This is a genomic window from Gryllotalpicola protaetiae (assembly GCF_003627055.1).
GTDB classification, from domain to species: Bacteria; Actinomycetota; Actinomycetes; order Actinomycetales; family Microbacteriaceae; genus Gryllotalpicola; species Gryllotalpicola protaetiae.
The window spans coordinates 444,091-467,690 of record NZ_CP032624.1 but is presented as its reverse complement, the minus strand read 5'-3'; the positions used below and the strand labels follow the sequence as shown (position 1 = coordinate 467,690).

26 protein-coding genes and 1 tRNA gene are annotated in these 23,600 nt (G+C 68.1%); 15 read left to right on the top strand and 12 right to left on the bottom strand.

What is annotated here, in order from left to right; genetic code table 11:
- The first annotated feature begins 276 nt into the window (after positions 1-276).
- The 3 genes from D7I44_RS02430 (at position 277) to D7I44_RS02420 (ending at position 2,945) form a co-directional block, all read left to right on the top strand.
- Complete coding sequence (locus tag D7I44_RS02430) at positions 277-1,452, top strand: endo-1,4-beta-xylanase (protein ID WP_120788028.1); 1,176 nt, start codon at positions 277-279, stop codon at positions 1,450-1,452.
- 93 nt (positions 1,453-1,545) lie between these two features.
- The gene (locus tag D7I44_RS02425; RefSeq protein WP_120788027.1) at positions 1,546-2,328 is read left to right on the top strand and encodes a helix-turn-helix transcriptional regulator; all 783 of its coding nucleotides are present in this window, start codon (positions 1,546-1,548) and stop codon (positions 2,326-2,328) included.
- Between the two features lie 125 nt (positions 2,329-2,453).
- Complete coding sequence (locus D7I44_RS02420; protein WP_120788026.1) at positions 2,454-2,945, top strand: pyridoxamine 5'-phosphate oxidase family protein; 492 nt, start codon at positions 2,454-2,456, stop codon at positions 2,943-2,945.
- 45 nt (positions 2,946-2,990) lie between these two features.
- On the opposite strand, the gene D7I44_RS02415 is transcribed toward D7I44_RS02420, so the two are convergent.
- Positions 2,991-3,067 (bottom strand) — tRNA-Met (locus tag D7I44_RS02415).
- Between the two features lie 72 nt (positions 3,068-3,139).
- On the opposite strand from D7I44_RS02415, the gene D7I44_RS02410 reads away from it, so the two are divergent.
- Both D7I44_RS02410 and D7I44_RS02405 read left to right on the top strand, forming a co-directional pair.
- Positions 3,140-3,637, top strand: coding sequence for a glycosyl hydrolase (locus D7I44_RS02410; RefSeq protein WP_120788025.1), 498 nt, complete (start codon positions 3,140-3,142; stop codon positions 3,635-3,637).
- A complete protein-coding gene (locus D7I44_RS02405) occupies positions 3,631-4,446 on the top strand; it encodes a carbon-nitrogen hydrolase family protein (RefSeq protein WP_120788024.1) in 816 nt (271 codons plus the stop codon). The genes D7I44_RS02410 and D7I44_RS02405 overlap by 7 nt, the downstream gene beginning before the upstream one ends.
- Before the next feature lie 53 nt (positions 4,447-4,499).
- Here the strand turns inward: D7I44_RS02405 and D7I44_RS02400 are convergent, their stop codons facing one another.
- On the bottom strand, positions 4,500-5,696 hold the full coding sequence (locus tag D7I44_RS02400) for a pyridoxal phosphate-dependent aminotransferase (protein WP_120788023.1): 1,197 nt from the start codon (positions 5,694-5,696) through the stop codon (positions 4,500-4,502).
- A gap of 153 nt (positions 5,697-5,849) precedes the next feature.
- On the opposite strand from D7I44_RS02400, the gene D7I44_RS02395 reads away from it, so the two are divergent.
- From D7I44_RS02395 to D7I44_RS02380, 4 genes are all read left to right on the top strand, one after another.
- Positions 5,850-6,419: a hypothetical protein gene (locus D7I44_RS02395; protein WP_162940012.1), complete on the top strand. Its 570-nt coding sequence runs from the start codon at positions 5,850-5,852 to the stop codon at positions 6,417-6,419.
- Between the two features lie 311 nt (positions 6,420-6,730).
- Positions 6,731-7,195, top strand: coding sequence for a PKD domain-containing protein (locus D7I44_RS02390; RefSeq protein ID WP_120788021.1), 465 nt, complete (start codon positions 6,731-6,733; stop codon positions 7,193-7,195).
- A gap of 119 nt (positions 7,196-7,314) precedes the next feature.
- Positions 7,315-8,982, top strand: a complete 1,668-nt coding sequence (locus tag D7I44_RS02385; protein ID WP_120788020.1) for a S1C family serine protease — start codon at positions 7,315-7,317, stop codon at positions 8,980-8,982.
- Positions 8,983-9,081: 99 nt separating this feature from the next.
- Positions 9,082-10,110 (top strand): glycosyltransferase family 2 protein, encoded by a 1,029-nt coding sequence (locus tag D7I44_RS02380; RefSeq protein ID WP_120788019.1) that lies wholly within the window; start codon positions 9,082-9,084, stop codon positions 10,108-10,110.
- A 6-nt stretch (positions 10,111-10,116) separates the two neighbouring features.
- On the opposite strand, the gene D7I44_RS02375 is transcribed toward D7I44_RS02380, so the two are convergent.
- Complete coding sequence (locus tag D7I44_RS02375; protein WP_120788018.1) at positions 10,117-12,909, bottom strand: CDP-glycerol glycerophosphotransferase family protein; 2,793 nt, start codon at positions 12,907-12,909, stop codon at positions 10,117-10,119.
- Positions 12,910-12,960: 51 nt separating this feature from the next.
- Here D7I44_RS02375 and D7I44_RS02370 point away from each other — a divergent pair, with 51 nt between their 5' ends.
- On the top strand, positions 12,961-14,205 hold the full coding sequence (locus D7I44_RS02370; RefSeq protein ID WP_120788017.1) for a CDP-glycerol glycerophosphotransferase family protein: 1,245 nt from the start codon (positions 12,961-12,963) through the stop codon (positions 14,203-14,205).
- Here D7I44_RS02370 and D7I44_RS02365 read toward each other — a convergent pair.
- The gene (locus D7I44_RS02365; protein WP_120788016.1) at positions 14,202-14,984 is read right to left on the bottom strand and encodes a hypothetical protein; all 783 of its coding nucleotides are present in this window, start codon (positions 14,982-14,984) and stop codon (positions 14,202-14,204) included. The two genes, D7I44_RS02370 and D7I44_RS02365, sit on opposite strands and share 4 nt — an antisense overlap.
- A gap of 31 nt (positions 14,985-15,015) precedes the next feature.
- On the opposite strand from D7I44_RS02365, the gene D7I44_RS02360 reads away from it, so the two are divergent.
- Positions 15,016-15,597 (top strand): hypothetical protein, encoded by a 582-nt coding sequence (locus D7I44_RS02360; RefSeq protein WP_120788015.1) that lies wholly within the window; start codon positions 15,016-15,018, stop codon positions 15,595-15,597.
- Here D7I44_RS02360 and D7I44_RS18705 read toward each other — a convergent pair.
- Both D7I44_RS18705 and D7I44_RS18010 read right to left on the bottom strand, forming a co-directional pair.
- Entirely contained in the window at positions 15,584-15,919 is a 336-nt protein-coding gene (locus D7I44_RS18705) for a type II toxin-antitoxin system PemK/MazF family toxin (RefSeq protein ID WP_120788014.1), read from the bottom strand. The genes D7I44_RS02360 and D7I44_RS18705 overlap by 14 nt on opposite strands.
- On the bottom strand, positions 15,901-16,134 hold the full coding sequence (locus tag D7I44_RS18010; protein ID WP_162940011.1) for an AbrB/MazE/SpoVT family DNA-binding domain-containing protein: 234 nt from the start codon (positions 16,132-16,134) through the stop codon (positions 15,901-15,903). The genes D7I44_RS18705 and D7I44_RS18010 overlap by 19 nt, the downstream gene beginning before the upstream one ends.
- A gap of 168 nt (positions 16,135-16,302) precedes the next feature.
- Between D7I44_RS18010 and D7I44_RS02345 the strand changes: the two genes are divergently transcribed.
- Entirely contained in the window at positions 16,303-16,824 is a 522-nt protein-coding gene (locus D7I44_RS02345; RefSeq protein ID WP_162940010.1) for an MFS transporter, read from the top strand.
- Positions 16,825-16,950: 126 nt separating this feature from the next.
- Positions 16,951-17,547, top strand: a complete 597-nt coding sequence (locus D7I44_RS02340) for an MFS transporter (protein WP_120788011.1) — start codon at positions 16,951-16,953, stop codon at positions 17,545-17,547.
- Here the strand turns inward: D7I44_RS02340 and D7I44_RS02335 are convergent.
- Positions 17,522-17,941, bottom strand: coding sequence for a type II toxin-antitoxin system VapC family toxin (locus D7I44_RS02335; RefSeq protein WP_120788010.1), 420 nt, complete (start codon positions 17,939-17,941; stop codon positions 17,522-17,524). The two genes, D7I44_RS02340 and D7I44_RS02335, sit on opposite strands and share 26 nt — an antisense overlap.
- 245 nt (positions 17,942-18,186) lie before the next feature.
- Between D7I44_RS02335 and D7I44_RS02330 the strand changes: the two genes are divergently transcribed.
- Positions 18,187-18,501, top strand: coding sequence for a helix-turn-helix domain-containing protein (locus D7I44_RS02330; protein WP_245979936.1), 315 nt, complete (start codon positions 18,187-18,189; stop codon positions 18,499-18,501).
- Here D7I44_RS02330 and D7I44_RS02325 read toward each other — a convergent pair.
- Positions 18,498-18,776 (bottom strand): hypothetical protein, encoded by a 279-nt coding sequence (locus D7I44_RS02325; protein ID WP_120788009.1) that lies wholly within the window; start codon positions 18,774-18,776, stop codon positions 18,498-18,500. The two genes, D7I44_RS02330 and D7I44_RS02325, sit on opposite strands and share 4 nt — an antisense overlap.
- A 132-nt stretch (positions 18,777-18,908) precedes the next feature.
- Between D7I44_RS02325 and D7I44_RS02320 the strand changes: the two genes are divergently transcribed.
- Positions 18,909-20,222: an FAD-dependent oxidoreductase gene (locus D7I44_RS02320; RefSeq protein ID WP_120788008.1), complete on the top strand. Its 1,314-nt coding sequence runs from the start codon at positions 18,909-18,911 to the stop codon at positions 20,220-20,222.
- A 60-nt stretch (positions 20,223-20,282) separates the two neighbouring features.
- On the opposite strand, the gene D7I44_RS02315 is transcribed toward D7I44_RS02320, so the two are convergent.
- Genes D7I44_RS02315 through D7I44_RS02300 form a run of 4 tightly spaced genes read right to left on the bottom strand, consistent with a single transcriptional unit; the run spans position 20,283 to position 23,440 of the window.
- Entirely contained in the window at positions 20,283-21,086 is an 804-nt protein-coding gene (locus D7I44_RS02315) for an ABC transporter ATP-binding protein (protein WP_120788007.1), read from the bottom strand.
- A complete protein-coding gene (locus tag D7I44_RS02310) occupies positions 21,086-21,907 on the bottom strand; it encodes an ABC transporter permease (protein WP_245979934.1) in 822 nt (273 codons plus the stop codon). The genes D7I44_RS02315 and D7I44_RS02310 overlap by 1 nt, the downstream gene beginning before the upstream one ends.
- Positions 21,908-21,959: 52 nt before the next feature.
- The gene (locus D7I44_RS02305; protein WP_120788006.1) at positions 21,960-22,664 is read right to left on the bottom strand and encodes a phosphonatase-like hydrolase; all 705 of its coding nucleotides are present in this window, start codon (positions 22,662-22,664) and stop codon (positions 21,960-21,962) included.
- Complete coding sequence (locus tag D7I44_RS02300) at positions 22,661-23,440, bottom strand: GntR family transcriptional regulator (RefSeq protein WP_245979930.1); 780 nt, start codon at positions 23,438-23,440, stop codon at positions 22,661-22,663. The genes D7I44_RS02305 and D7I44_RS02300 overlap by 4 nt, the downstream gene beginning before the upstream one ends.
- Positions 23,441-23,600 lie beyond the last annotated feature (160 nt).

The window sequence follows — 23,600 nt, the reverse complement described above, 5'->3', positions numbered from 1 at the left end:
GCCCACTACGTCGTGGGCGCGCGTGCGCCCGATGCGGCCCCGTTGATCACATCGAGAGGTGCACGGCAGAAGGGCCAAGAAATCGCTTTCTTGAAACGTATCAGCGAGTCATTATCACGTCAACGGCGGCGCAAGACTGGAAAAGTTTCCACGCCGACTGAAGCGATTCATGGGTGGCCGGCAGGCATCCATAGGAATTCATAGGTTGCCCCCATAAAGGGGGCCACGTAGCCTGACCGGGCCCAAAGACAACGGTGTACTTGGAGGTACTGGAACATGGAACGACGAAGCGTGCTCACGATGGGCGCGGTCGGTGCGGCAGCGATTCTGGCGGGCGGTGTCGCCACCGCGGCCCCGGCGCTCGCCGACACCGGCAAGCGCGGCCCGAAGCCCGTCGGAAGCGGCGACCCCCAGTCGCTGCGGGCACTCGGTGCGGCGATCAACCTGCCGATCGGCAGCGCGCTGACACCCGACGACATCACGAAGTGGGGCAGCATCTCCGGCGGCCAGTTCTCGGTCGTGACCGGCGCCAACGCGATGAAGTGGCAGACGGTCGAGCCCAACACGCAGGGCACGTATGACTGGACGGATGCCGACCAGCTCGTCGCCTTCGCTCGGGCGAACCACCAGCTCGTTCGCGGCCACACCCTGCTGTGGCACAACCAGCTGCCCACCTGGCTGACCGACGGTGTCGCTGCGGGCACGATCACGAAGACCCAGCTGTGGAGCCTCCTTGAGAAGCACATCTTCACCGAGCTCGGCCGGTACAAGGGCAAGATCTGGCAGTGGGATGTCGCGAATGAGTTCTTCACCGACGCCGACCCCTCGGGCATCGACCCGAACAACTGGTGGGTGGCGAACGCGGGGGCCGACATCATTCCGCAGGCGTTCAAGTGGGCGCACCAGGCCGATCCGAACGCGCTGCTGTTCTACAACGACTACAACATCACCGGCGAGGACGGCACGAACGCGAAGAGTGACGCCGTCTTCGCCTGGGTGAGGCAGCAGCGGGATGCCGGGGTGCCGATCCACGGAGTGGGAACCCAGGCTCATCTCGACACTCAGTACGGCTTCGACCCGCAGCGCTTCCAGAGCGATCTCGAGCGCTACGCGTCAATCGGCCTCAAGATCGCCATCACCGAAGCCGACGTGCGCACCTTCGTGGATGGCCCCGACACGCAGGTGCCGACCGACAGCCTCGCCCAGTTCGCACAGCCGTTCGAGTACGCGGCGATGCTGTCGGCTGCGGTCTCCGTGCCCCAGGTGATCTCGTTCACGGTCTGGGGCTGGACCGATTCGGATTCCTGGGTGCCCAGCACCTTCTCGGGCGAGGGCTACGCCTGCATCTACGACGTGAACCAGCAGCCGAAGCAGGCGTACTACTCGCTGCAGAAGGTGCTCGAGCTGGCATCCGCCGGTCCCACGCATCGCGCCGCGCCGCCGCGCGCGTAACGGTCGCCTCCGCCCGCGGGTGACGTTTGCTCACCATGGTCGTACCATCGTTTGCACCATTGGTGACGGCGTTTCCCGCGGGCGGGGGGAATCATGACGGATGTCCTGAATCGTGTGCTCGGCCTCAGCTATGACCTCGAGGGCAGCTGGCTGAGCGCCGACCGGGCATCGGTTGTCGCAGGCGCGCTGCGCCGGCTCGTGCAGGCGGATTCCGCGGGAGCCCTCGAGGGCGACGGGGCCATGCGCCAGGTCGCGGTGTGGAGCGACACCCCTGTGCTCACGAGCGACTCGGTCCTCGTTCCTCTCATGGACACGTTCTTCGAGCATCCGATGCTGATCGCCTTCGTGGCCGACCGTATGTCGGTCGCCCCGCGACGGCTCAGCGACATCGTGCCGGGGCGCGCCTGGCTCGAGCATCGTGTGTACCGCGAGCTGTTCGTGCCGATGGGTATGAAGCACCAGCTCGCCATCCCGCTGCGTCCGATGCCGGGCACGGTCTGGGCGGGTTGGGTCCTCAACCGCGCCGAGAGTGATTTCACGGATGCCGAGATGGGGGTCGCGGCCGCCGTGCAGCCCTTGGTTGCGGCCTTCGACACCTTCAAGGCGACGCAGCGCGGGCCGGCGTCGGCGGCCGAGTCGCCGCTCACCGGCCGCGAGACCGCGGTTCTCCACCTGCTCGCCGAGGGGCTGACCGCGACCCAGATCGGATTCGTGCTGCGCATCAGCCCCCGCACCGTGCGCAAGCACGTCGAGCACATCTACGAGAAGCTCGACTGCCACGACCGCGTGCAGGCGATCCGCATCGCGCAGCGCCGCGGGCTCATCGGCGAGGAACACGACGTAACGCAGCACGATGTCGTCCTCGCCCGCGGCTAGCGTCGCAGGATGACCGAGCGTGCCCATGTCGTGGTCGGTACGCTCGCGTTTACGCGGCGCGGCCCGGCGGAGGTTACGCGCATTCGCGCATTGCCGGGCGGCGGGTGGATGCCTAGCGTGCGCGCGTGACCCCGGAATCCGTCACCGAAATACTGTCGAGCCCGCTCGCTCAGGAGTTGTTCGCCTCGAACATCCCCGCCCACATCGCCTACACCGGACTCGACGGCGCGCCGCGGTCCGTGCCGATCTCGTACACGCTCAATGACGGCCTGTTCCGGGTGTCGTCACCGTTGCACGCGCGGAAAGTCGCCGCACTGCAGGCCGACCCGCGCATCGCGCTGTCGATCGACACGACCGGGGCGTGGCCGGCGAGGGCATTGCTCGTGCGCGGCACCGCCGCGGTCGAACTCAGCGAGGGACTACCCGACCAGTACCTCGATGCGACGACACGCACGCTCGGCGCCGACGTCACGGGGTTCATCGACTCTGCCCTCGCCCCGCTGCACCCGGAGTGGGCGACCGTGACGATCACGCCGAGCTGGGCGAAGCTGATCGACTTCGAGACCGTCTACACCGAGGCGCTGACCGAGCTGTTCGCGCAGGTGCAGGTCGGCTAGACAAAGAGGAACCCCCGGTCAGAATTGCCTCTGACCGGGGGTTATTGGTTGCGGGGACAGGATTTGAACCTGCGACCTCTGGGTTATGAGCCCAGCGAGCTACCGAGCTGCTCCACCCCGCGTCACAAGAGATCACTTTACCAGCTTGTGAACCACTCGCGAAATCGAGGGCCGACTTCCGTAGGCTCTGGGGCATGGCGGAGACGCCTCCGATCGATGCCCATGCGACCGTCTTCGAGATCGGTGGCATCGAAGTGCTGGCCGGGCACAACGTCGCCGGGGTCCCGTTCCTGACGCTCGCCAGACAGATCCGCGATGCGCATGAAGCCGGGATCCCCATCGTGCTGCACTGGAGCTCGGTGAATCCGCTCACGCACGGCGACGCCGGTCACAACACGGCGCCAATGTCGGTGGCATCCGTTCTGCCTGGTGGTGACAACCATGAGAAGTATGTGCGCTGGCTCGATCACGTCGCCATGTTCATCGAGCAGCTGACGGATGCTTCTGGTCAGCCCATTCCACTCGTGTTCGACCTTTTCCACGAGCACGCGGGGGACCGCTTCTGGTGGACCGTCGGCGGCGAGCATCCGTGCGCGACGCCGGAGGAATTCGATGCGCTCGGACGGTTCACCGTCGAGTATCTGTCCGGCCTCTCCGGCCTGCGCACTGTGGTCTATAGAGTCGAATCGTGAGTGAGCTCTCGGTCGCCGTCGCACAGTTCGCGCCGGGCGCTGACACCGATGCCAACCTCGAGACGATCCGTGCGCTGACGGATGCCGCGGCCGAACGCGGCGCCCAGCTGGCCGTCTTTCCCGAGTACTCATCGTTCTTCGTGAACCCGGTGGGGGCGGCCTTTCTCGACGCGGCCGAGCCCCTCGACGGGCCGTTCGTCGAGGCGCTGTCGGCGCTCGCCGACGAGCGCGGGGTCACGGTCGTGGCAGGAATGGCGGAGACGTCTGACCAGCCCGGCCGCTTCACGAACACCGTCGTGGCCGTCGCGCCAGGCAAAGGCCTTGTGGCGAGCTATCGCAAGCAGCATCTGTACGACGCGTTCGGCGCACGGGAGTCCGAGTGGGTGGCGCCCGGCGAGCTGGCCGAGCCCCAGGTGTTCGCCGCCGGTGGCCTGACCGTCGGGCTGCAGACCTGCTACGACCTGCGCTTCCCCGAGGTGACACGCCGCATCGTCGACGCCGGGGCCGAGCTCGTGCTCGTGCCGAGCGAGTGGGTGCACGGCAATCTCAAGCTGCATCACTGGCGCACGTTGATCACGGCGCGGGCGATCGAGAACACGGTCTATGTGGCGGCGTCTGACCACATCCCGCCCGTGGGAGTCGGCGCATCGCTGATCGTCGACCCCATGGGCATCGTGTTGGCCGAGCTCGAAGACGAGGCGGATGCAGCGCTCGCCGTCGTCTCGTCAGAGCGGGTGCGCGACGTGCGTGGCGTGAATCCGGCGCTCGCGCTGCGGCGTTATCGCGTGGAGCCGATCACCGATCGTTGAGCGTTCGCCGCGCGAGCTGCGCTCGCGAGGACCGAAGGCGCGTCTCGAAACGATCAGCCACGCAGCCCGGCGAGCCGCCCGCTCGCTTCCTCGAGCACGTCGACCTTCTTGCAGAACGCGAAGCGCACGAGCGACTTGGCCTGGTCTCGGTTGGCATCCGAGTAGAAGGCCGACAGCGGGATCGCCACGACGCCGGCTCGGTGCGGGAGCTCGCGGCAGAACTCGACGGCGTCGGGGAAGCCGAGGGGTGCGGCATCCGCCACCACGAAATAGGAGCCGCGCGAGGGGAACACGTCGAATCCTGCGGTGCGCAACCCGGCGCTGAGCAGGTCGCGCTTGGCTTTGAGCGTGGTGGCCACCGTCTGGAAGAACGCGTCGGGCAGTCCCAGGCCGACCGCGATGGCGGGCTGGAACGGCGCCCCGTTGACGTAGGTGAGGAACTGCTTGACCGCGAGGATCGCGGTGATCAGCTCGGGCTTCGCCATGACCCAGCCGATCTTCCAGCCGGTGGTCGCGAACGTCTTTCCGCCGCTGGAGATCGAGATGGTCCGGTCGGATGCCCCAGGGATGCTCGCGATGGGCGTGTGCGGCGTCTCGAACCGCAGGTGCTCGTAGACCTCGTCGGTGACGATGTAGGCGCCGTGCCGTTCGGCGAGCTCGACGATGGTTCGCAGCGTCGCGTCGTCGAAAGTCGCGCCGGTCGGGTTGTGCGGGTTGTTGACGAGGATGACCTTGGTCTTGTCGGTGACGCTCGCGGTCAGCTGGTCGAGATCCGGCGTGAATTCAGGGGCTTTGAGGGGGACCGTGACGTGGGTGCCGCCGGCGAGGCCGATGAGGGCGCCGTATGCGTCATAGAACGGCTCGAACGTGACGACCTCGTCGCCGGGCTCGACCAGGGCGAGCAGGGTGGCGGCGAGGGCCTCGGTCGCGCCGGCTGTGACGAGCACCTCGCGGTCGGGGTCGTACTCGAGGCCGTAGAAGTGGTGCTGGTGGTCGGCGATCGCGTGGCGGAGCTGCGGGATTCCGATGCCGGGCGGGTACTGATTGACGCCGTTCTTGATCGCTTCGGATGCCGCGTCGAGGACTTCGCGAGGGCCGTCTTCGTCGGGGAATCCCTGGCCGAGGTTGATCGCGTTCGTCGTGAGCGCGAGGGCGCTCATCTCGGCGAAGATCGTGGACGCGGTGCTGCCGTCGGCCGCGAGCAGGCCGGCGCCGGCCGCTGCGCGGCGCCAGGGTCCGGGAATCTGCATGAGGTCAACGCTAGGGCCGTGCCGATCACCCGACGCACGATGTGTCACCCCGAACGCGACGATCGGGGTGACGAATCGTGCGGATCGTGACGAACCGTGCGCGCCTGTGGAAAGACCAGGCACCGGTTTTCGGCGATGGCCTACCTTTGGGCCATGCGGATTCCTGGTCGCACGGTCCTCGCAGCATGCGCGCTCGCGCTCGCCGCCTCGTTGCTGGCCGCCTGCACGCCGTCGCACCCCGCGGCCGAGCCGACCAAGACTCCGAAATCAACCCCGACCCCGGTCTTCACGTCAGACGCCGACGCCCTCGCAGCGGCGACAACCACCTTTACGCAATTCGAGGCAGCATCTGATCGCGTGGCTAGTGCCGGGTGGACGGACCCCGGCCCGCTGCGCTCGCTCGTGTCGGCAGACGGCTATAAACACGAGCAAGAGACTGCGGCGAAATACCGATCGCAACACGCTCACGCGACCGGGAGCACTGTCATCAACAACACTCAGCTCGAATCTCATCGTCAAGACGGTGGTGAGGCGGTGATTCGGATGTACGTTTGCGAGGACCTTTCTGGTGTGGACATTCTGGACGACACGGGCATGTCCCTCGTTGACCCGAGTCGCGCGGATTTCGTGTCCTACCTGATCGAGCTTGAGGGCACGTCCTCCAACAAACTCGTCGTCCAGTCGATCGACTACTGGAGCGGTGGCGGAATTTGCAAGGCTTAGCCGGAGCCGCGTTGGTGATCGCCCTTCTAGGCGGTGGTTATCTGGGAGCCGCTGATCCCGCGACCTCGGGCCACTGGGAGGAGCATGGCGCTGACGTGAATGCCGAAACTCATGGAGATTCAGCCTCGCCGCGCCAACCTTCCACTGCTTCAGGGACGAGACATGACGCGGATGGGGATTCTGTACCACCCCCAGTGCCTTGGAAGGGCGGCGCCAACCCTCGCGGGGTGGTTTGCGACTCGAGTGATGGGTGCCCGGGGTCGACCGGGACCGCGCCGGCTTCGACGCCGGGTGCGCCCGGGGTTGTCGACGTGGCACGGTTCCTCGTGGGGAATCCGACCGTCGTGTCCGAACCGGACGGGTGGACGATCGCCGGGGCCGAGACCAACTTCATCGCGAGCGCGGGGGAGCGGGAGCAGGCGGGCGAGCTGCTCGGACAGCCCGTGACCGTGCACTTCACCCCGGTCGCATACGATTGGCGGTACGGCGACGGGATGGGGCAGTCGGCCGCGACGCCGGGGCTGACGTGGGAGGCATCCGGCCTGCCTGCCTTCTCGAGAACACCCACCAGCCACGCCTATGCAGAGCGAGGCACGTACGCGGTGACCGTCACCGTCGAATTCGCCGCTCGCTATCAGTTCGCAGGCCAGGGGTGGGCCGACATCGCGGGTACGCTGGGCCTGACCTCCGACCCGATCACCGTGACGGTGAAGGGCGTGAAGACCGTGCTGGTCGGCAAGACGTGCGACGAAAATCCCTCAGGACCAGGTTGTTAACTCATGGCAACTAGTCGCCCGTAACACTTGGCGATATTCGAGACGCCTCCAAGAGTCGTCATAACGTCCGCACAGCTTCGCGTCGGATGCTTGACGTGCTTGGAAAAGGAGCGACACCCATGAGCGACAACGCGAACGAGCCTGTGAACCCAGAGCAGCCCGAGAGCGCCCAGCCCGAGAACCCGACCGCGGCGCAGCAGCCCGAATGGCAGGCGCCCGCGCAGGCATCCGCCCCTCAGCAGCCTGCGACGCCTGCTCAGCCGGCCGCGCCGCAGGCTCCGCGATGGGGTGAGTATGCGTCGCAGCAGCCGGGCCAGCCCGCACAGCCGGCGGCGCAGCAGCCTCCGCAGTCGACCCAGCCGTACCCGGGCACGTACCAGCCCGGCTACCAGCACACGCAGCCGACGCAGCCGCTCGGCGGGTACGCGCAGCCTCAGCAGCAGGCCCCCCAGCAGCCCCAGCAGCACCCCTACTACGCGCAGTTCACCTCGCCGCAGCCGATGAACATCGGCCAGCAGCCCCAGCCCGGCCAACCTGGCCAGCCGCAGGTCCAGAAGCCCAGGAGCACCCTGACCGGCAAGTCGATCGCGATCATCGCGGCCGCTCTGGTCGTCGGCGGACTGCTCGGCGGCGGTGTCGCGGGCGGCGTCAACGCTCTCGCGAACCACAACAGTGGCACCCCCGTGAGCATCAGCGGCGGCGGTAGCGGCGCCTCGAACATCACCGTGCAGGACCCGAAGAACGCGACGCAGGTCACCGCCGTCGCCGCGAAGGCCTCGAACAGCGTGGTCACGATCAACGTGACGGGGCAGCAGGAATCCGGCACGGGGTCGGGCGTGATCCTGACCGATGACGGCTACATCCTGACCAACACGCACGTCGTGACGCTCGACGGCGACGAGTCCGACGGCCAGATCCAGGTGCAGACCAATGACGGCTCGCTCTACACGGCCAAGGTCATCGGCACGGATCCGACCGACGACCTCGCCGTCATCAAGCTGAACAACGCGTCCGGCCTCACCCCGATCAACTGGGGCGATTCGACGAAGCTCAACGTCGGCGACCAGGTGATCGCGATCGGTGCGCCGCTCGGCCTGCAGGGCACCGTCACCGACGGCATCGTCAGCGCGCTGAACCGCAGCGTGACCCTCGAGTCGAGCGCGCCGAAGCAGGCGGGCGGCAGCGGCGGCAACGACGACCAGAACCCGTTCGGCGGCGGCTTCGGGGGTGGCAACCCGTTCGACCAGGGCCAGCAGTCCTCTGACACCAGCAGCATCTTCGTGCCCGCGATTCAGACGGATGCCGCGATCAACCCCGGCAACTCGGGTGGCGCGCTGCTCAACGACAGCGGCGAGCTCGTCGGCATCAACGTCGCCATCGCGAGCACCGGCTCGAGCGACGGTTCGACGCAGTCGGGAAACATCGGCGTCGGCTTCGCGATCCCCGCGGCGGTCGCGCACCGCATCGCCGATGAGCTGAAGGACAGCGGCAAGGCGACCCACGGCCTGCTCGGTGCGACCGTGAGCAATGCGGCTGCCCAGCAGGATGCCACGACCGTCGGCGCTCACATCGAGTCGGTGAACTCGGGCAGCGCTGCGGGCAACGCGGGTCTCAAGGCGGGTGACGTCGTCACCAACGTGGGCGGCGTTCCGATCACGAGTTCCGACGACCTGACGGCGCAGATCCGCTCGGCGGCTGCAGGCTCGACCGTCAAGCTCACCTATGTGCGCGACGGCAAGACCTACCAGACCGACGTCACCCTGGGCAGCTACTCGCCGCAGTCGTAACGGCCGTAACCACCTTGCGGGGCCGCGCGGCGCCCGTCGTTTCAGCGGACTCCAGCCTGCCGATTGGTAGGCTGGAGGTCCGCCGAACGACTGGAATCCATGACGCACGACTTCCACGATCTGGGTGAGCAGCCCGGCGTCTCGTACGTGATGCCCGTCCTCAATGAAGAGGAGCACGTGGCAGCGGCGGTCGCCAGCCTGCTCGCGCAGGACTACGCGGGGCCGTCGGAGGTCGTGCTGGCGCTCGGGCCGAGTAGCGATGGCACGGATGCCGCAGTGGCGGCGCTTCTCGCGGCCGAGCCCCGCATCACGGTTGTCCGCAACCCCGACGGGGCGACGCCTTCCGGTCTGAACCGGGCGATCGAAGCATCCTCGTACCCTGTCGTCGTGCGCGTCGACGCGCACTCGATCCTGCCCGCCGACTACACGCGCACCGCCGTCGAGGTGATGCAGCGCACGGGCGCAGACAACGTCGGCGGCGTGATGGACGCGCAGGGCGTCACGGCCTTCGAGCAGGCGGTCGCCGTGGCCTACGGCAGTCGCATCGGCCTCGGTGGCACCCGCCACCACACGAGTGGCAAGGAAGGGCCGGCTGAGACGGTCTATCTCGGCGTCTTCCGCCGCCAGAGCCTCATCGACGCCGGCCTGTTCGACGAGGGGTTCAAGCGCGGTCAGGACTGGGAGCTCAACCGGCGCATCCGTTCACGCGGCGGCGTGGTCTGGTTCACCCCTGCGCTCAAGGTCGGCTACCGGCCCCGCGCGAGCGTGCTCGCTCTCGCGAAGCAGTTCTTCTCGACCGGGGTCTGGCGCGGCGAGCTCGCCCGCCGCTTCCCGGCGAACAACGGCCTGCGTTACTGGGCGCCGCCGATCGCTGTCGTGCTGATCGTGCTCGGCATCATCGCCGGCCTGCTCTCAGAGATGTCACCGTGGTGGCTGCTCGGCTTCGTGATCCCCGCCGGCTACCTGCTGATCGTGATCGCCGCGAGCGTCATCGCCCGCGCGCACGGGCTCAAGGCGATGGCGTGGTTCGTGGTCGTGCTGCCGGTGATCCACTTCACGTGGGGCTTCGGTTTCATCCTCGGGTTCCTCAAGCTGACGCGAAACCTCGCTGAGTTCACCGGTCGCTGAAGCGGGCTACAGCAGTCCCTCGTCGAAGATGCGCTCGACGACCCGCTCGCCTGCGTGGCCGTCGTCCTGCGGGTTGAACCGCGCACGCCACTCGGCGTAGCGGGTCGCGTGCGTGACGGCGGCCGGTGAAGCGTCTGCCACGGCATCCGCCAGCTCGGTCAGGCTCGTCGTCACCGGCCCCGGCGCGACCGGGAACAGGTCGAAGGTGAAGCCGCGGGTCTGGTCGCGGTAGTGCTCGAAGTCCGGCACGTAGAAGAAGATCGGCTTGCCGGTGACACTGAAGTCGAACATGACCGAGGAATAGTCGGTGATGAGGATGTCGGCGGCGAGGTACAGCTCGCTGATCTCCGGGTAGCCGGTGACGTCGATGACACCTGGCGCGGTGACGGAGGCGCCGGGCTGCAGCGTGCGCGAGTGTCCTCGGATCAGGGTGACGAACCCCGGCCCGAGCCGCCGCGCGAAAGCGGCGACGTCGAGGTGGTCGACGGCGCCCGGTCGATCGTCGCGCCAGGTGGGCGCGTAGAGCACGACGGTCGCGTCTGCGTCGATGCCGAGGCGCGTGCGGATGCTCGGCCCGACCTCGTTCCGTGCGACGACGTCGTTGCGCGGGTACCCCTCGTCCCAGATCGGGCCGCGGAATGCATACGCCGATCGGAATACATCGGCGCTGAACGGGTTCTGGGCGAGCAGGACGTCCCAGCGGGAGCTCTCTGCCCTGGCCGCGAGTCGGGCGCGCGGCCGCAGGCCAGACTTGTCGAGGGCGAGCTTCTTGAGCGGCGTGCCGTGCCAGGTCTGCAGCACGGTCTGCCCCGGCCGTTTGCGCCAGCGCTTGCGCAGCCAGTCGTTGACGACGAGCAGACGAGAGGTCGCACGAGCGCGCCACCACTCGGCGCTGCCGTCGATGACCCGAATCGCGCCGTCAGGCACTGGCACCGAGGCGTCGGCGACCGACCAGTAGCGGATCACCTCGGGGTGCGACGCCGCGAGCGCACGGTCGATGCCCAGCGGGTTGCACGAGACGTTGTTGCCGAAGTAGCTCTCGAAGAACACGGCCTTCTCGAGCGGCGCGGTGTTCGCGCGATAGGCGGCATAGAGGCGCCGCTGATTCACTGCGCCGACCTCGGCGTCGGCCAGCGGGGCAGAGAGCTCGACGGTGATCGCACCGCGGGCCGCCGACACTGCGACACGGAAGGCGGCGCCGTAGCGCCGCGCAGGCGGCAGCGCGGCGGCTGTGTCGAGCTCCAGCGGATGACAGCCGGCATTCATGAGCGTGAGGGCATATTCGCCGGAGCGCGGCGGGGTGGGCGCTGCGCCCCACACCTCGACCTCGAGCGGGATGCGGGCGAGCCAACGACCGTCTGCGACCTCGACGGTCCCGGGAAGCACCGCACGCGTGCCGCGCAGCAGCACCGTCTCAGGCGTCGCGGCACCGAGCGACCCCTCGACGGCAAGCGCGAACCCGGTGCCGGCGGGCGCGACGCGCACCGCGTCGACCCGGAGCGGCACGGAGGCCGCGATCGACGGCGGCGCCGGTGGCATGGCATCGACCTCGCCGGCGAGGCGGCGCCCGATCAACTCGTAGAGGCGCTCGGTAGCGCGGCCGTCGTGGAACGCGTGGTACCTGTCGGCCAGCCAGGCGGCGTGCTCGACGAAGGGAGTGCGGGCCGAGGAATCCGTCAGCACCGCACCGAGAACCGGAAGAAGCGACACCCAGCTGGCGACCTCGCGACCCCCCGAGAAGTCGGCGTAGGGCTCGTAGGCGCCGCGGCGGCCGACGTACTCGGCGACATCGGGTGCGAGGAACAGGATCGCGCCGCCCGTGAGCGCGAAGTCGAACGCGATCGACGAATAGTCCGTGATGAGCGTGTCCACGGCGGGCAGCACCGGCGTGATGTCCGGCTGCAGCTCGGCGCCGAGCTGCAGCACCCGGGAGCTCGCGGCGACGCCGGCCGCGAAATCGCCGCGGCCGAGCGGGTGCGAGCGGATGAGCAGCAGCGAGTCGGTGCGTTCGAGCAGCGCGTCGAGCTCGGCCCACTCGTCAGCGGAAGGAACGGCGGGGTGAGCGCGCCCGTCGCGCCAGGTCGGCGCGTACATCACGATGCGCGCGCTGAGCGCACGCGGCTCGCCCAGCGCGACCGAGATGCGCGAGCGTGCGGTGCGCTCGCGCGCCTCCGCCGATCCGGCGAGCAGCACGTCGTCGCGCGGGTCGCCCGTCACAACGGCTTGCCGCGGTGTCAGCGCGAACGCCGAGCGGATGCGCGCGGCCGACAGCGGCGACGCCGTCGCGAACAGCGAGATGCCGCGACCCGAGCGGCCGAACGCGCGACGCACCCAGCGGCCGACGAAAGGCAGCCGGCCGATGATGGGCACGCGCATCGCCTCCGGCGAGTCGATGCGCAACCTCTTGAACGGGATGCCGTGCCACACGTTCACGACGAACGCACGGCGCGTCGCGAAGCGGTTCACATCGCCGAAGCCGTGGGTCACGACCAGCACCCTCGCCCGCAGCGTCAGCCGGAACCCCTGCCACGAATAGCGCAACGCGGCGGGGATGCCGAGCGCACGGGCATCCGCTATATCTCTCTGATTGCGCGCCAGCCACACTACGTGTGCGCTCGCGTCGTGCGCGCGCACGTGCTCGAGCAGCGCCAGCGCACCCTCACCGACGCCCACACCTGACCCGAACGCCCACAGATCGCGGCGGCGCGGTACGACGCCAGCGGCGACGCGCCCGAACGCGTAAAGAGGAAGGGCCGCGATCTTGCGCACATTGCCCGCTGCGAAGGTGAAGCGACCCATGCCTCAAACGGTATCAGCGGGCGCTTACCTGCCGCCGATACCCTGGTCGCGATGGGACTTCTGAAGGACGCGCGCTCCGCGGTCCGCCTCGTGCGCAAGGCGTTCGATCGCCGTCGCGCCCGCCGGTGGTACCGCGAGCGGCTGCGCGCGGCCCCGCCTCTGCCGGCGCACGAGTTCAAGATCGCCGTGTACTTCGCCGACGGCGACGTCAACCTGTACCAGGTGCGTCAGTGGTACAAGCCGCTCGCCGAGCTCGCCAAGCGCTGGCCGGTCGTCATCATGTCGCGCACCATCACGGGCGCCGAGCCGCTGCTGCGCGAGTCACCGGTGCCCGTCGCCTACCTCAAGACCGTGGTCGACATCGAGAGATTCATAGCCGACCAAGACATCCGCATCGTCCTCTACGTCAACCAGAACATGCGCAACTTCCAGATGATGCGCTACGGCCAGCGCTGGCATGTGTTCATCAACCATGGCGAGAGCGACAAGATGTACATGACCACCAACCAGTTCAAGGCGTACGACTACGCCCTGGTTGCGGGGGATGCCGCGCTCGCTCGCCTCGGCCGCGTGCTGTGGGACTGGGACATCGATCGGCGCGCCATCAAGATCGGGCGGCCGCAGGCCGACCACTACTCAGGGAAGCTGCCGTTCACGCCCGACGAGCGGCAGGTCGTGCTCTACGCGCCCACGTGGGAGGGCGACCGGCCGGCGGCAGCCTACGGCTCGATCGCGAGTCACGGCGAGGCGCTCGTCGCGAGCCTGCTCGCCGACCCGCGCTACCGCGTGATCTATCGGCCGCACCCTCGCAGCGGTGCGGTGCACCGCGCGTACGGCGAGGCGAACCACCGGATCATCGCCGCGCTGCGGGCTGCGAACGCCGCCAACCCGACCGCGCACCATGTCTTCGACGACGGCCCCGAGCTCGGCTGGCAGCTGGCCGTCGCCGACATGGCGATCGTGGACATCTCGGCGATGGTCTACGACCGGCTCGCCGCCGGCAAGCCGCTGCTCGTCACCCGGCCCGTGAACCCTGGGGCCGAGATCGACGAGGGCGGTTATCTGTCCGACGCCGATTGGCTGCAGGCCTCCGACGCGGCATCCGTCGCCTCGGTCATCGACACGATGGCGCACGACGAGGCTGCGGCCGCCCACCTGCGCAAGTGGGTCGACTACTACTTCGGCGACACGACGCAGGGTGCGGCGACGAAGCGGTTCCACGAGGCGATCGGATTCCTCATGGAGGAGTGGGACCACCACGCGGCCCTGCACTCGGGCGAGGCGTCCGCCTCTTAGCCGTGCGCCGCCAGCGCCCGCTTCGCGATCTCGTCGTCGAGCACGATGACGTCGGCCGGCGGGAACGCGTTCCTGGCCGCGTTCACGACGCGGCGGCCGAGCAGGTTGTTGCCGACTCCACCGACGACGGCCCCGATGCCGTAGGGCAGCGCACGGCCGATGATCGAGCCCGCCTGCTTGGCGGCGACCTTCTTGAAGAACATCGTCTTCAGCTTGTTCAGCACGGGCTTGAGCACGGCCGTCGGCACGGAGTCGCTCACGATCGCGCCCCAGTAGCCGGCGCGTGTGACGTCTTCGTTCAGCATCTCGAGGCCGAACTGCTTGACGATGTCGCTGCCCTCGTGGCCGAGCATCAGTGCGAGCACGAGGGTGCGGGTGCGCTCGGGCTCGTCGACGCTGATGCCGTGCAGCTCGGCGACCGACTGGGCGAACAGGGCGGTGGTCTCGAGGAACGCGACGGTCTCTGCGGCGGAGAGCGCGAGCGCGGTCGCGGTGCCGACGGCCGGGATGACGGCGGTCGCGCCGGTCGCCGCACCCGTGCTGGTGACGGTGGCGAGGTAACGGCGCTCGAGCACCCAGTGCAGCTGCTCGACCGAGGCGTCGGGATGCTTGCGCTTGATCGCGTTGAGGTGCGCAACGACTGCGGGGCGGTGGACGCCGACGAGCGTGTCAACGGATCTCTCGATCGTGTTCGGAATGAAGCGGCCCTTCACCTGCCCCTGCTTGTCGACTTTCACGAGCTCTTTGGTCTTGGTCTTGGACTTCACCTTGCGAGCCATGCGGCGAGTCTAGGGCGGTTATCTTCGGGTTATGGCCCCCTTGCAGATCACTCAAGACATGTTCGATGAGCGCATGGAGGGCCTTGTGCTGTCTGGCGCGTCACCCGATGAGCTGCGCGATCGTGCGGCGACGCTGTACTCGTGGGCGACGGATGCCGAGGAGTACGAACTCGGTGCAGGAGTGACCCGCGCAGCGCTGCTTTCGAGTGCAGCCGAGGACTACATGATCGTCGGCGACACGGACCGCGGGCTCGCTGTCGCACTGGAGGCGAAGGCCGCAGCGGGGCCGGACGAGTTCGAGCCGCACGCGACGCTGATTCAGATCCACATCGACCGCGGTGACATCGAAGCGGCGAAAGCCGTCGCCGACGAGGCGCGGAAGGGTGTGGCATCCGACCCCATCGTCGCCGAGCTGATCGGTGACTCGTTCGAGCTCGCAGGCGAGCTGGCGCAAGCCGAGCGGATCTACACGATCGGGCTGCGCGCGGCGAACCTCGACGACGACGGCGTCTGGTACGAGCGGCTGCTGCGCGACCGCCACCGCGTGCGCCGCGATCAGCAGAAACCGCTCGACGGCTACGACGAGGAGTTCGAGGAGCTCACCGGGGAGTGAAGAGCTCGCGAAGACGGGCGAGCACCTCGTGAACCACGCGGCGGTCGGCCTCACCGAGTCGTCGTACGACGGCCGAGGGTCCCACTGTGTAGAGCTTTTCGGGGCGAATGAAGCTGTCGAGCGGGAGACCGCCGCCCGTCGTTGAGACGAATCTTGAGGGGAGCAGGACCGAACCGGGTTGTGGCTGAGACGTGATGTAGCTCACCACGGCATCGCCTCGAGTCATCGAAGCGACCACCATCGCGGGTCGTCGTTTTAGCCGTGAGCCGTCGGTGAATGGGAAATCGACAGCAACGATCTCGCCTACTGCAAGAACGCCCACGCCGCGTCCTCTTCGGGGGTATTGAGTTCCTCAAGCGCGGACTTGCCGGCGAAGATGAACAAATTCCCCGAATCATGCTCTTCCAGCGGTGAGATGAGGATACCGTCGGGCAGAAGCGTGAACTCGATATCACCCGTCAGTCCGGCTTGTTCGATGAGCGCTTTGGGGATGCGCACCCCTTGCGAGTTTCCGATCTTCACGAGCTTGCCTCTCATGTGACCACATTGTAGGTACGGGAATGCTATGCGGCCACCATGCTGCAGCCGCTGTGCAGATCGCCGAATGGTGGACGGATCGGGGCGGGGCCGTCCTGTGCTGGGGTAGACCCGCCATACGCGCAAGTGCGCATTGCGGACGCGGGAGCACGAAGGCACTGTTCGCAGATGCCTCGTCGTCTGCGCGCAGCCCGTGTGAGCGTGTTCGCGGTCTACGCGACGATCGGATTCCTGATCGGGGTGTGGTCGGGCAACGTGCCGCTCATCACCCATCGGGCCGGGGTGTCGCCGGGGCTGCTCGGGGTGATCTCGCTCGTCAGTTCGATCGGGATCGTCGCGGGTGCGCAGCTCGGCGGTCGGATTCAGCAGTGGGTCGGCACCGTCAGGCTGTGCCTGGCCGGGCTCGGCATCGCGGCGCTCAGCGCCGTCGGCGTCGGCTTAGCGACCAATGCGTGGGTGCTGCTCGGGGTGCTGACGGTGTTCTGCTTCGGCGGCGGGCTCAACGACGTGGGCATGAACATGCAGGCGGTGTTCGTCGAGCGGCTGTATGAGCGGCCCATCATGTCGGCGTTCCATGCGCTGTACCCCGTCGGCGGCGCGCTCGGCGCGTTGCTCATCTTCTGGACAGCGACCCTGCACTGGTCGGCGCCCGAGCAGCTCGGGCTGGCCGCCGCGGTCGCGGCCGTCTAGGTCGCCCTTGCGAGCGCGTCACTGCTGCGGAAGGGCGAGGAGCCGCCGGACCCGGATGCGGCTGCGGATGCGACCGACGCCGCATCGTCTGAGAGGGGGCGCCGAAAGCGCGGCATCCGTGTGCCCATGACGCGTCTGACCGTGCTGCTCGGCCTCGGCGCACTCACGCTGATGAGCACCGAGGGCGTCGCGGGGGACTGGAGCGCCTGGCAGCTGCGGCAGGCGTTCGGCGCGGCGGCGGGGATCGCGGCGTTCGGCTACACCTTCTTCTCTGTCGCGATGCTGGTCGGCCGGCTTTCGGCCGATCGCATCGCGGCACGGTTCGGCCCGGCCGCGGTGGTGCGCTTCGGGTCGCTGCTCGGGCTGGCCGGGCTCGTGGTCATCGTGGTGTCGCCGGCGATCTGGCTGACACTCGTCGGCTGGGCAGCGCTCGGCCTCGGCATCAGCGGCGGGGTGCCGCAGATCTTCACCGCCGCAGGCAACCAGCCGAACTCGGCGATCGTGCTCTCGCGAGTGCTGACCTTCGGCTACGTCGGCGTGTTCGGCGGCCCGGCGATCATCGGCCTGATCGCCCAGGTGACCTCTGTGACCGACGCGATGCTGCTGCCGATCGTGCTGCTGCTGATCGCGGTCGTCGTCGCCGGGGCGCTGAGGAAGCGGCCGGATGTCGTTCCGGCGGAGCCGCCGCCCGACGCGGTTATCGGTCCGCGTCCCACGGGTTGATGAGTTCGAGGCCGACCCGTTCAGAGTCGCGTACGTTTCGGGTCACCAGCGTTGCGCCCCGAGTCGCGCAGATCGCCGCGATCATGGCGTCGGCCACGCCGACAGGCCGTCCCATGCGGAATCGTTCGGCCCGAATGCGCCCGAAGTCGTCGGCTTCCCGATGCGTGAAAGGAAGTGCGAAGGCGCTGAACTCGTCAACGAGGGACGACAACTGGCTCTCAATGCGAGTGCGCTTCTGCCCTCTGGGCATCCGCTTGGCGCCCTCGGCTATCTCCGCCACCGTGACCGCGGTGAAGTAGGCGGAGGGCAGAAGCTCCTCAATCACCGCCGCAGCGCGGGGGTCGGGTGAGGGTGCCAGTAGCTCGGACAGCGTGTTCGTGTCGAGGACGATCAATTCGTCGGTTCACCGCCATCAACCTGTTCGTTGTCTTCGTCGATGACGTGCTGGAACGGATTGGGCTTCTCCTCGACTGCGCGCAGTGGGATGTACTTGCCCAGGTCGACTCCGCCGGTCTCTCGGCGGAAATCTCGAGCGAACTCGAGAAACGCCTGCTCATCGCAGGGTCAAAACCTAGAGGCATAAATTCCTGAGGAAGTCACGCTCTGGATGCCTCGAATAGAGGCACATAGACATGACGGGTGCCGACCAACCGCAATCCGTCGCCTGCGATGAAGATCGTCGGGTCTCGAATCGCGGCGGCCCGCCACGAGAAGGGCATCAGCCAGGAGGACGCGGCCGTTCTCGCTGACATGCACGTGACGAGCTACGGCGTGCTCGAACGCGGATTCGGTAACCCTTCGCTGACGACGCTGGTGCGCATCGCCTACGCGCTCGGTGTCGACCCGGGCACCCTCATCACCGGCCTCACGAAGACCGACATCCCTGGCGCGGAGCGCATGCTGACCGCGTCGGAGTTCGTCGAAGAGCGCAAGCGCCGCTCGCAGCAGCGCTAGAACACGCAGCGCCAGAGGTATTCATCGTCATTCTGCCGTCGCCACCTGACGACGAGTGTCGTCGACCGCGCCAGGTCGTCGCCTTCGATCGGCAGCCAGGCGGTGTCGCCGGCGTTGACGGTCATCGGGAAGTGCGCAGGCAGCGAACCCGGCCCGACGAGCGAGAAGCTCACGTGCCGCAGCGTCTCGAGGCTCGCGTTCTTCAGTCCGTAGGTCGGGGCGTGGTCGCGGATAAAGAGCCACGGGACGGGATAGGCAAGGGGCACGTCTGACATGCGAGGCACGCTAAATGCGGCATCCGACACCCCTGACCGAGATGCGAGCAACGCAGCCGCCGCGCCGCCTGTGCTGGGGAAGAGCCGCGGAACGCGTACCAGACAGGCCGTTCTCGCTGTTAGCCTGCGCGCGTGACCTCACGCCCGACCCGCCGCCTCGCCGTCATCGGCGCCGGCATGGGCGGCGTCTCGACCGCGTACTTCTGCGACTCGGGCTGGGCGGTCGACCTGTTCGAGGCGCGCCCCGCACCGGGCGGCAACGCGACCACGGTCCTCGTGCCCGACGGCGGCGGCGAGGTCGCCGTCGACATCGGCGCAGAGTCCTTCAACCCGCGCACGCACCCGCTCTACTGGTCGCTGCTGCGCGAGATCGGGGCGGCGGATGCCGCGGCCGACGTGCTCGTCACAATGCCCGGCACGCTCTCGGTCTTCGACGCACGCACGCGCGCACCGCGCTTCGTCTCCTCCCACGCGTTGCGCACCCCGCACTACGCGATCGGGCTGTTGCGCTTCGCCCGGGCCGCCCGCCGGTTCATAGCGGAGGACCCGTCGCCCGATGTCACCGTCGGCGAGTGGATCGACGGGCTGTCGCTCGGCGCGTCATTCACGCGCGACGTGCTGCTGCCCTGGCTCGCCTCGCTCACCTGCTACCGCGTCGAGGCGGTCAGGCGGCAGTCGCTGCTCGCCTTCCTGCTGCTCTTCGTGCGGATCTTCCCCGACAGCATCCTCGACCGGCCGAAGACGTACTGCTCCCGCATCGGGCTGGGCGGCATCCTGCAGCTGCTGCTCGACCGCTGCGAGAACGTGAGCCTGCACGTCGATGCGCCGGTGTCGAGGCTCGAGAAGATCGACGGCGGCTGGTTCGTCGAGACGCCAGACGGCCGGCACGGCCCCTACGAGAAGGTCATGGTCAACGCGCCGCCGCACGCGAGCCGCGAGTTCCTGCGCGGCGTGCCCGAGGCACTGCTCGAGACCCTCGGCCGGCACGAGTACTACCCGGCGCGTCTCATCATCCACACCGACCCGATCTACATGCCGCGAGAGACGCGCGACTGGTGCTCGCACAACGCCGCCATCGACGGCGACACGTGCGAGGCGACCATCTGGCTCGGCGCGTTCCGCACCAATCCCTCGACGGGTGAGCCGGTGAAGCTGTTCAAGAGCTGGGCGACGCAGCGGCCGGTCGAATCGAGCGAGATCCTTGCCGAGAAGACGTTCCTGCACCCGTTGCTGAGCCCCGCGACGCTGCACGCGACGCGCGAGCTCGAGGCGTGGCAGGGCTACGAGGGCCTGCACTTCGCCGGCCACTACACGACCGTCACCGATCTGCAAGAGACGGCACTGCGTTCGGGCGTCGCCGTCGCGGCGGCGCTGAACCCGGGCGACGCGCGCCTGCGATCGCTGCCGGCGGCACCAAATCTGTTCCCTCATCGAATTGCGCCGTGACCATCGCGTCGATCGCCTAGAGACGCGCGCCTGCGGCGTGCTCCTCACCGATCGGCAGTGCTACGCGTCGATGACCGGCGGGATCGACCCCATGCCGTAATCGGCGTTGTAGCGGTTGATGACGTCGTCGATCGGGCCGTCCATCACGAGCTCGCCCTTCTTCAGGTACAGCCCGCGCGTGCAGAAACGGCGCAGATCGCGCTCGGAGTGCGACACGAAGAACAGCGTGCGCCCCTCCGCGAGCAACGTCTCGATGCGGCCATAGCACTTCTCGCGGAACGCCTTGTCGCCGACGGCGAGCACCTCGTCGACGATCAGGATCGGCTCGTCGAGCGACGTGATCACGCTGAACGCGATGCGCACCTTCATGCCCGACGACAGATGCTTGTAGGGCGTGTCGAGGAACCCCGGGATGTCGGCGAAGTCGACGATCGCGTCGAACTTCGCGTCGATCTGCTTCCTCGACATTCCGTGCAGCCCCGCGGTCAGGTACACGTTGTCGCGCACCGACAGGTCGTCGACGAAGCCGCCCGTGATCTCGATCAGCGGCGCCACGTTCTCACGCACGGTGACGGTGCCCTCGTCTGCGATCAGCACGCCGGCGATCAGCTTGAGCAGCGTCGATTTGCCCTGCCCGTTGCGCCCGACGACCCCGATGGCTTCGCCGGGGCGGATGCCGAACGACACGTTCCGAAGCGCCCAGAACTCATCGGGGCGGGCGCGGCGGCGACGGCCGGCGAAGAGGTCCTTGAACGACCGCCGTGCCCGCTTGTTGCGCTTGAAGTGGATGCCGAGGCCGGCCACCTCGATCACGTGGCCGTTGCCGCCCGTGCCCACGACGGGCGTCGATTCGACCGCGACCATCACATCTCCTTCAGCACGGCGGGAACCGAACGTCGGAACACGAGGAACCCGATGCCGAGGATCACGAGTGACCCGACCGCTGAGACGATGACGTGGAACACGTTGAACTCCTTCGGCCAGAAGGCCGAACGGTAGAGACCCATGATGCCGGTGAGCGGGTTCAGCTGCAGAATCGCCCTCACCGGGATCCCGTGCACCTCTTCCGGCCACTGGGTCGGCGAGTACAGAATCGCCGACGCATAGAAGAACAGACGAAGGATCAGTCGGATGGCGCGTTCGAGATCCTTGTAGAAGACCGTCAGCGGCGCGACGATCAGGCCGATGCCGTAGACCAGGATCGCCTGCAGGATCAGCCCGACGGGGAACCAGAACACGTACCAGGTGACGGGCGCGTGGAAGAGGATGGCGAAGATCACGAGCACAGCGAGGGATGCCACGTACTCGATGCCCTTCGACAGCACGATGCGCGCGACCCACAGCGTCTGAGGCAGGCTCACCGAGCGCACGAGCTTCGATTCCTTCGCGAACACTCGCGCCGCGTCGGTGATCGCGCCGTTGAACCAGGTCCACGGCAGCAGGCCCGCCATCAGGTACACGATGTACGGGTCCTCGCCGGCGTGGTCGCCGCGCTTGAACACCACGACGAACACGAAGAAGTAGATGAGCGACATCAGCAGCGGGTCGAGCACCGACCACACGTAGCCGAGGGCGTTCGTCGTGTAGCGCACCGACAGGTCGCGCTTCGTCAGGAGCCACAGGGAGTGGCGGTATCTGGCGAACGGCGTGCGCTGTGCGGGGCGCACCAGGGTGGAGCTGGTCACGGCGTCAATCGTAGAGGGCGTGCCTGGGCGCCGGACGCGCCGCGACGGTGAGTCAGGCGGGGAGGTCGCCGGCGGCGGCGAGGAGGGCCGGTATGTCGGCGACGGAACCGAGCAGGTGGGTGTGGCGGTAGCGGCCGAGCTGCTCCGCCGTGTAGGCGCCTGTGAGCACCCCGACGACATAGCGCGCGCCCGCGGCGACGCCCGCGCCGAGGTCGTTGGCGGTGTCGCCCGCGACGAGGACCTCGGCGACCGAGGTGACACCGGTCGCCTCCATGCCATGGAAGATCAGGTACGGCGCAGGGCGCGAGGCGGGAACCTCGTCCGAGGTGGTCAGCGCGTCGATGTCGGCGTCGGGGCCACCGACCGTCCACCCGACGATCTCGAGCAGCAGCTCCGCGACGTCGCGCGAGTACCCGGTCTGCAGGGCAACCTTGACTCCGGATGCGCGCAGCGACGCGACCGCCTCGCGCACACCCGGGATGATCGTCGGCTTGTCGGCCAGATAGCGGGCACGCAGCGTCGACCGGAACGCCTCGAACAGCGCGTCCTGCCGTGCGGCATCCGGCGCCTCACCGAGCGCATCGAGCAGACCGCCGATCGCTGCGTGCTTGCTCGTGCCGCCCCACTTCGACAGCAGCTCGTTGCCGATGGCCTTTCCGGTGGCCTCCTCGACCGTCGAACGCAGCACGGCGTAGACGGTGCCCGCCTCTGCGATCGTCGTGCCGGCCATGTCGAGGGAGACGAGGCGGATGGTCATGCGGTGACTCCTTCTGAGGAAACGGGGGAAAGCGACGCGAGGCGCGCGACGCTCGGCCGCGAGACGGCGGAGGTCGAGCGCGAGTTGCGGATGGCGAGCTTCGCCCGATCGGTGCGATAGCGGTCGTCGGCGTATTCGAGCAGCTGCCCGCCCGCCGACGAGGTCAGCCGTTCGACGCGCAGCAGGGGCGTGCCGACAGCGACGTCCAGCTGCTCGGCGTCGATCGCGTCGGCGGCGACGGCGTCGATCGTGTGCGTGCCGCTGTCGAGCGCCACCCCGCGCTCGATGAGCGCGCCGAAGATCGACCCCTCGTCCGGGTCGAAGTCGAACAGCTGCCGGCCGACCTCCGAGATGTACCAGCTGCGTTCGAGCATCGCGGGCAGCCCGTCGATCGAACGGCGGCGCACGATCACGACCGCGCGCTCGGATGCCGCCAACTGGAGCTTCGCGGCCACGTCAGCCGGTGGCACGCGCCAGGCGAGCTCGATGGTGTGCTGACCGGGGGTGCGGCCCGTCGCCTGCACCCACGCGCTGAACGAGAAGAAGTCGTCGATCGAGTGCGCGAGCGGCCGGCCGAGCACCGTCGGCACACGGCCCTGGCTGGTCTCGATGAGCCCCTCGTTGCGCAGCTGGGCGAGCGCCTGGCGCACCGGCCCGCGGCTCGCGCCGAATTTCGCTCCGAGCTCGGACTCTGAGGGCAGCGGGGCGCCGACAGCCAGCTCGCCCGAGCTGATCCGCTCGCGCAGGGCATCGGCGACGACCACGTGTAGGGGCACTCGCACGGTTTCAATACAAGTGCCACATCCGCCGCACCCAGTCGATATACGACGGTCTGTTCACCTACCGTTACTTTTCCGGTCCGGCTGATTGAACTTCTCATGACAAGTGCCGCGCCGACCTGGCATCCGCAGTCGCCGCTCAGCCACAGTGGCATCC

Bases quoted from the DNA above. Each gene is read 5' to 3' on its own strand.
- D7I44_RS02370 (WP_120788017.1), top strand. From the start codon at position 12,961: ATGGGACTTCTGAAGGACGCGCGCTCCGCGGTCCGCCTCGTGCGCAAG.
- D7I44_RS02345 (WP_162940010.1), top strand. From the start codon at position 16,303: ATGCCTCGTCGTCTGCGCGCAGCCCGTGTGAGCGTGTTCGCGGTCTAC.
- D7I44_RS02400 (WP_120788023.1), bottom strand. From the start codon at position 5,696: ATGCAGATTCCCGGACCCTGGCGCCGCGCAGCGGCCGGCGCCGGCCTG.
- D7I44_RS02325 (WP_120788009.1), bottom strand. From the start codon at position 18,776: ATGTCAGACGTGCCCCTTGCCTATCCCGTCCCGTGGCTCTTTATCCGC.
- D7I44_RS02425 (WP_120788027.1), top strand. From the start codon at position 1,546: ATGACGGATGTCCTGAATCGTGTGCTCGGCCTCAGCTATGACCTCGAG.
- D7I44_RS02410 (WP_120788025.1), top strand. From the start codon at position 3,140: ATGGCGGAGACGCCTCCGATCGATGCCCATGCGACCGTCTTCGAGATC.
- D7I44_RS02375 (WP_120788018.1), bottom strand. From the start codon at position 12,909: ATGGGTCGCTTCACCTTCGCAGCGGGCAATGTGCGCAAGATCGCGGCC.
- D7I44_RS02315 (WP_120788007.1), bottom strand. From the start codon at position 21,086: ATGGTCGCGGTCGAATCGACGCCCGTCGTGGGCACGGGCGGCAACGGC.
- D7I44_RS02360 (WP_120788015.1), top strand. From the start codon at position 15,016: ATGGCCCCCTTGCAGATCACTCAAGACATGTTCGATGAGCGCATGGAG.
- D7I44_RS18010 (WP_162940011.1), bottom strand. From the start codon at position 16,134: ATGAGAGGCAAGCTCGTGAAGATCGGAAACTCGCAAGGGGTGCGCATC.
- D7I44_RS02365 (WP_120788016.1), bottom strand. From the start codon at position 14,984: ATGGCTCGCAAGGTGAAGTCCAAGACCAAGACCAAAGAGCTCGTGAAA.
- D7I44_RS02380 (WP_120788019.1), top strand. From the start codon at position 9,082: ATGACGCACGACTTCCACGATCTGGGTGAGCAGCCCGGCGTCTCGTAC.
- D7I44_RS02430 (WP_120788028.1), top strand. From the start codon at position 277: ATGGAACGACGAAGCGTGCTCACGATGGGCGCGGTCGGTGCGGCAGCG.
- D7I44_RS02340 (WP_120788011.1), top strand. From the start codon at position 16,951: ATGACGCGTCTGACCGTGCTGCTCGGCCTCGGCGCACTCACGCTGATG.
- D7I44_RS02305 (WP_120788006.1), bottom strand. From the start codon at position 22,664: ATGACCATCCGCCTCGTCTCCCTCGACATGGCCGGCACGACGATCGCA.
- D7I44_RS02395 (WP_162940012.1), top strand. From the start codon at position 5,850: ATGCGGATTCCTGGTCGCACGGTCCTCGCAGCATGCGCGCTCGCGCTC.
- D7I44_RS02385 (WP_120788020.1), top strand. From the start codon at position 7,315: ATGAGCGACAACGCGAACGAGCCTGTGAACCCAGAGCAGCCCGAGAGC.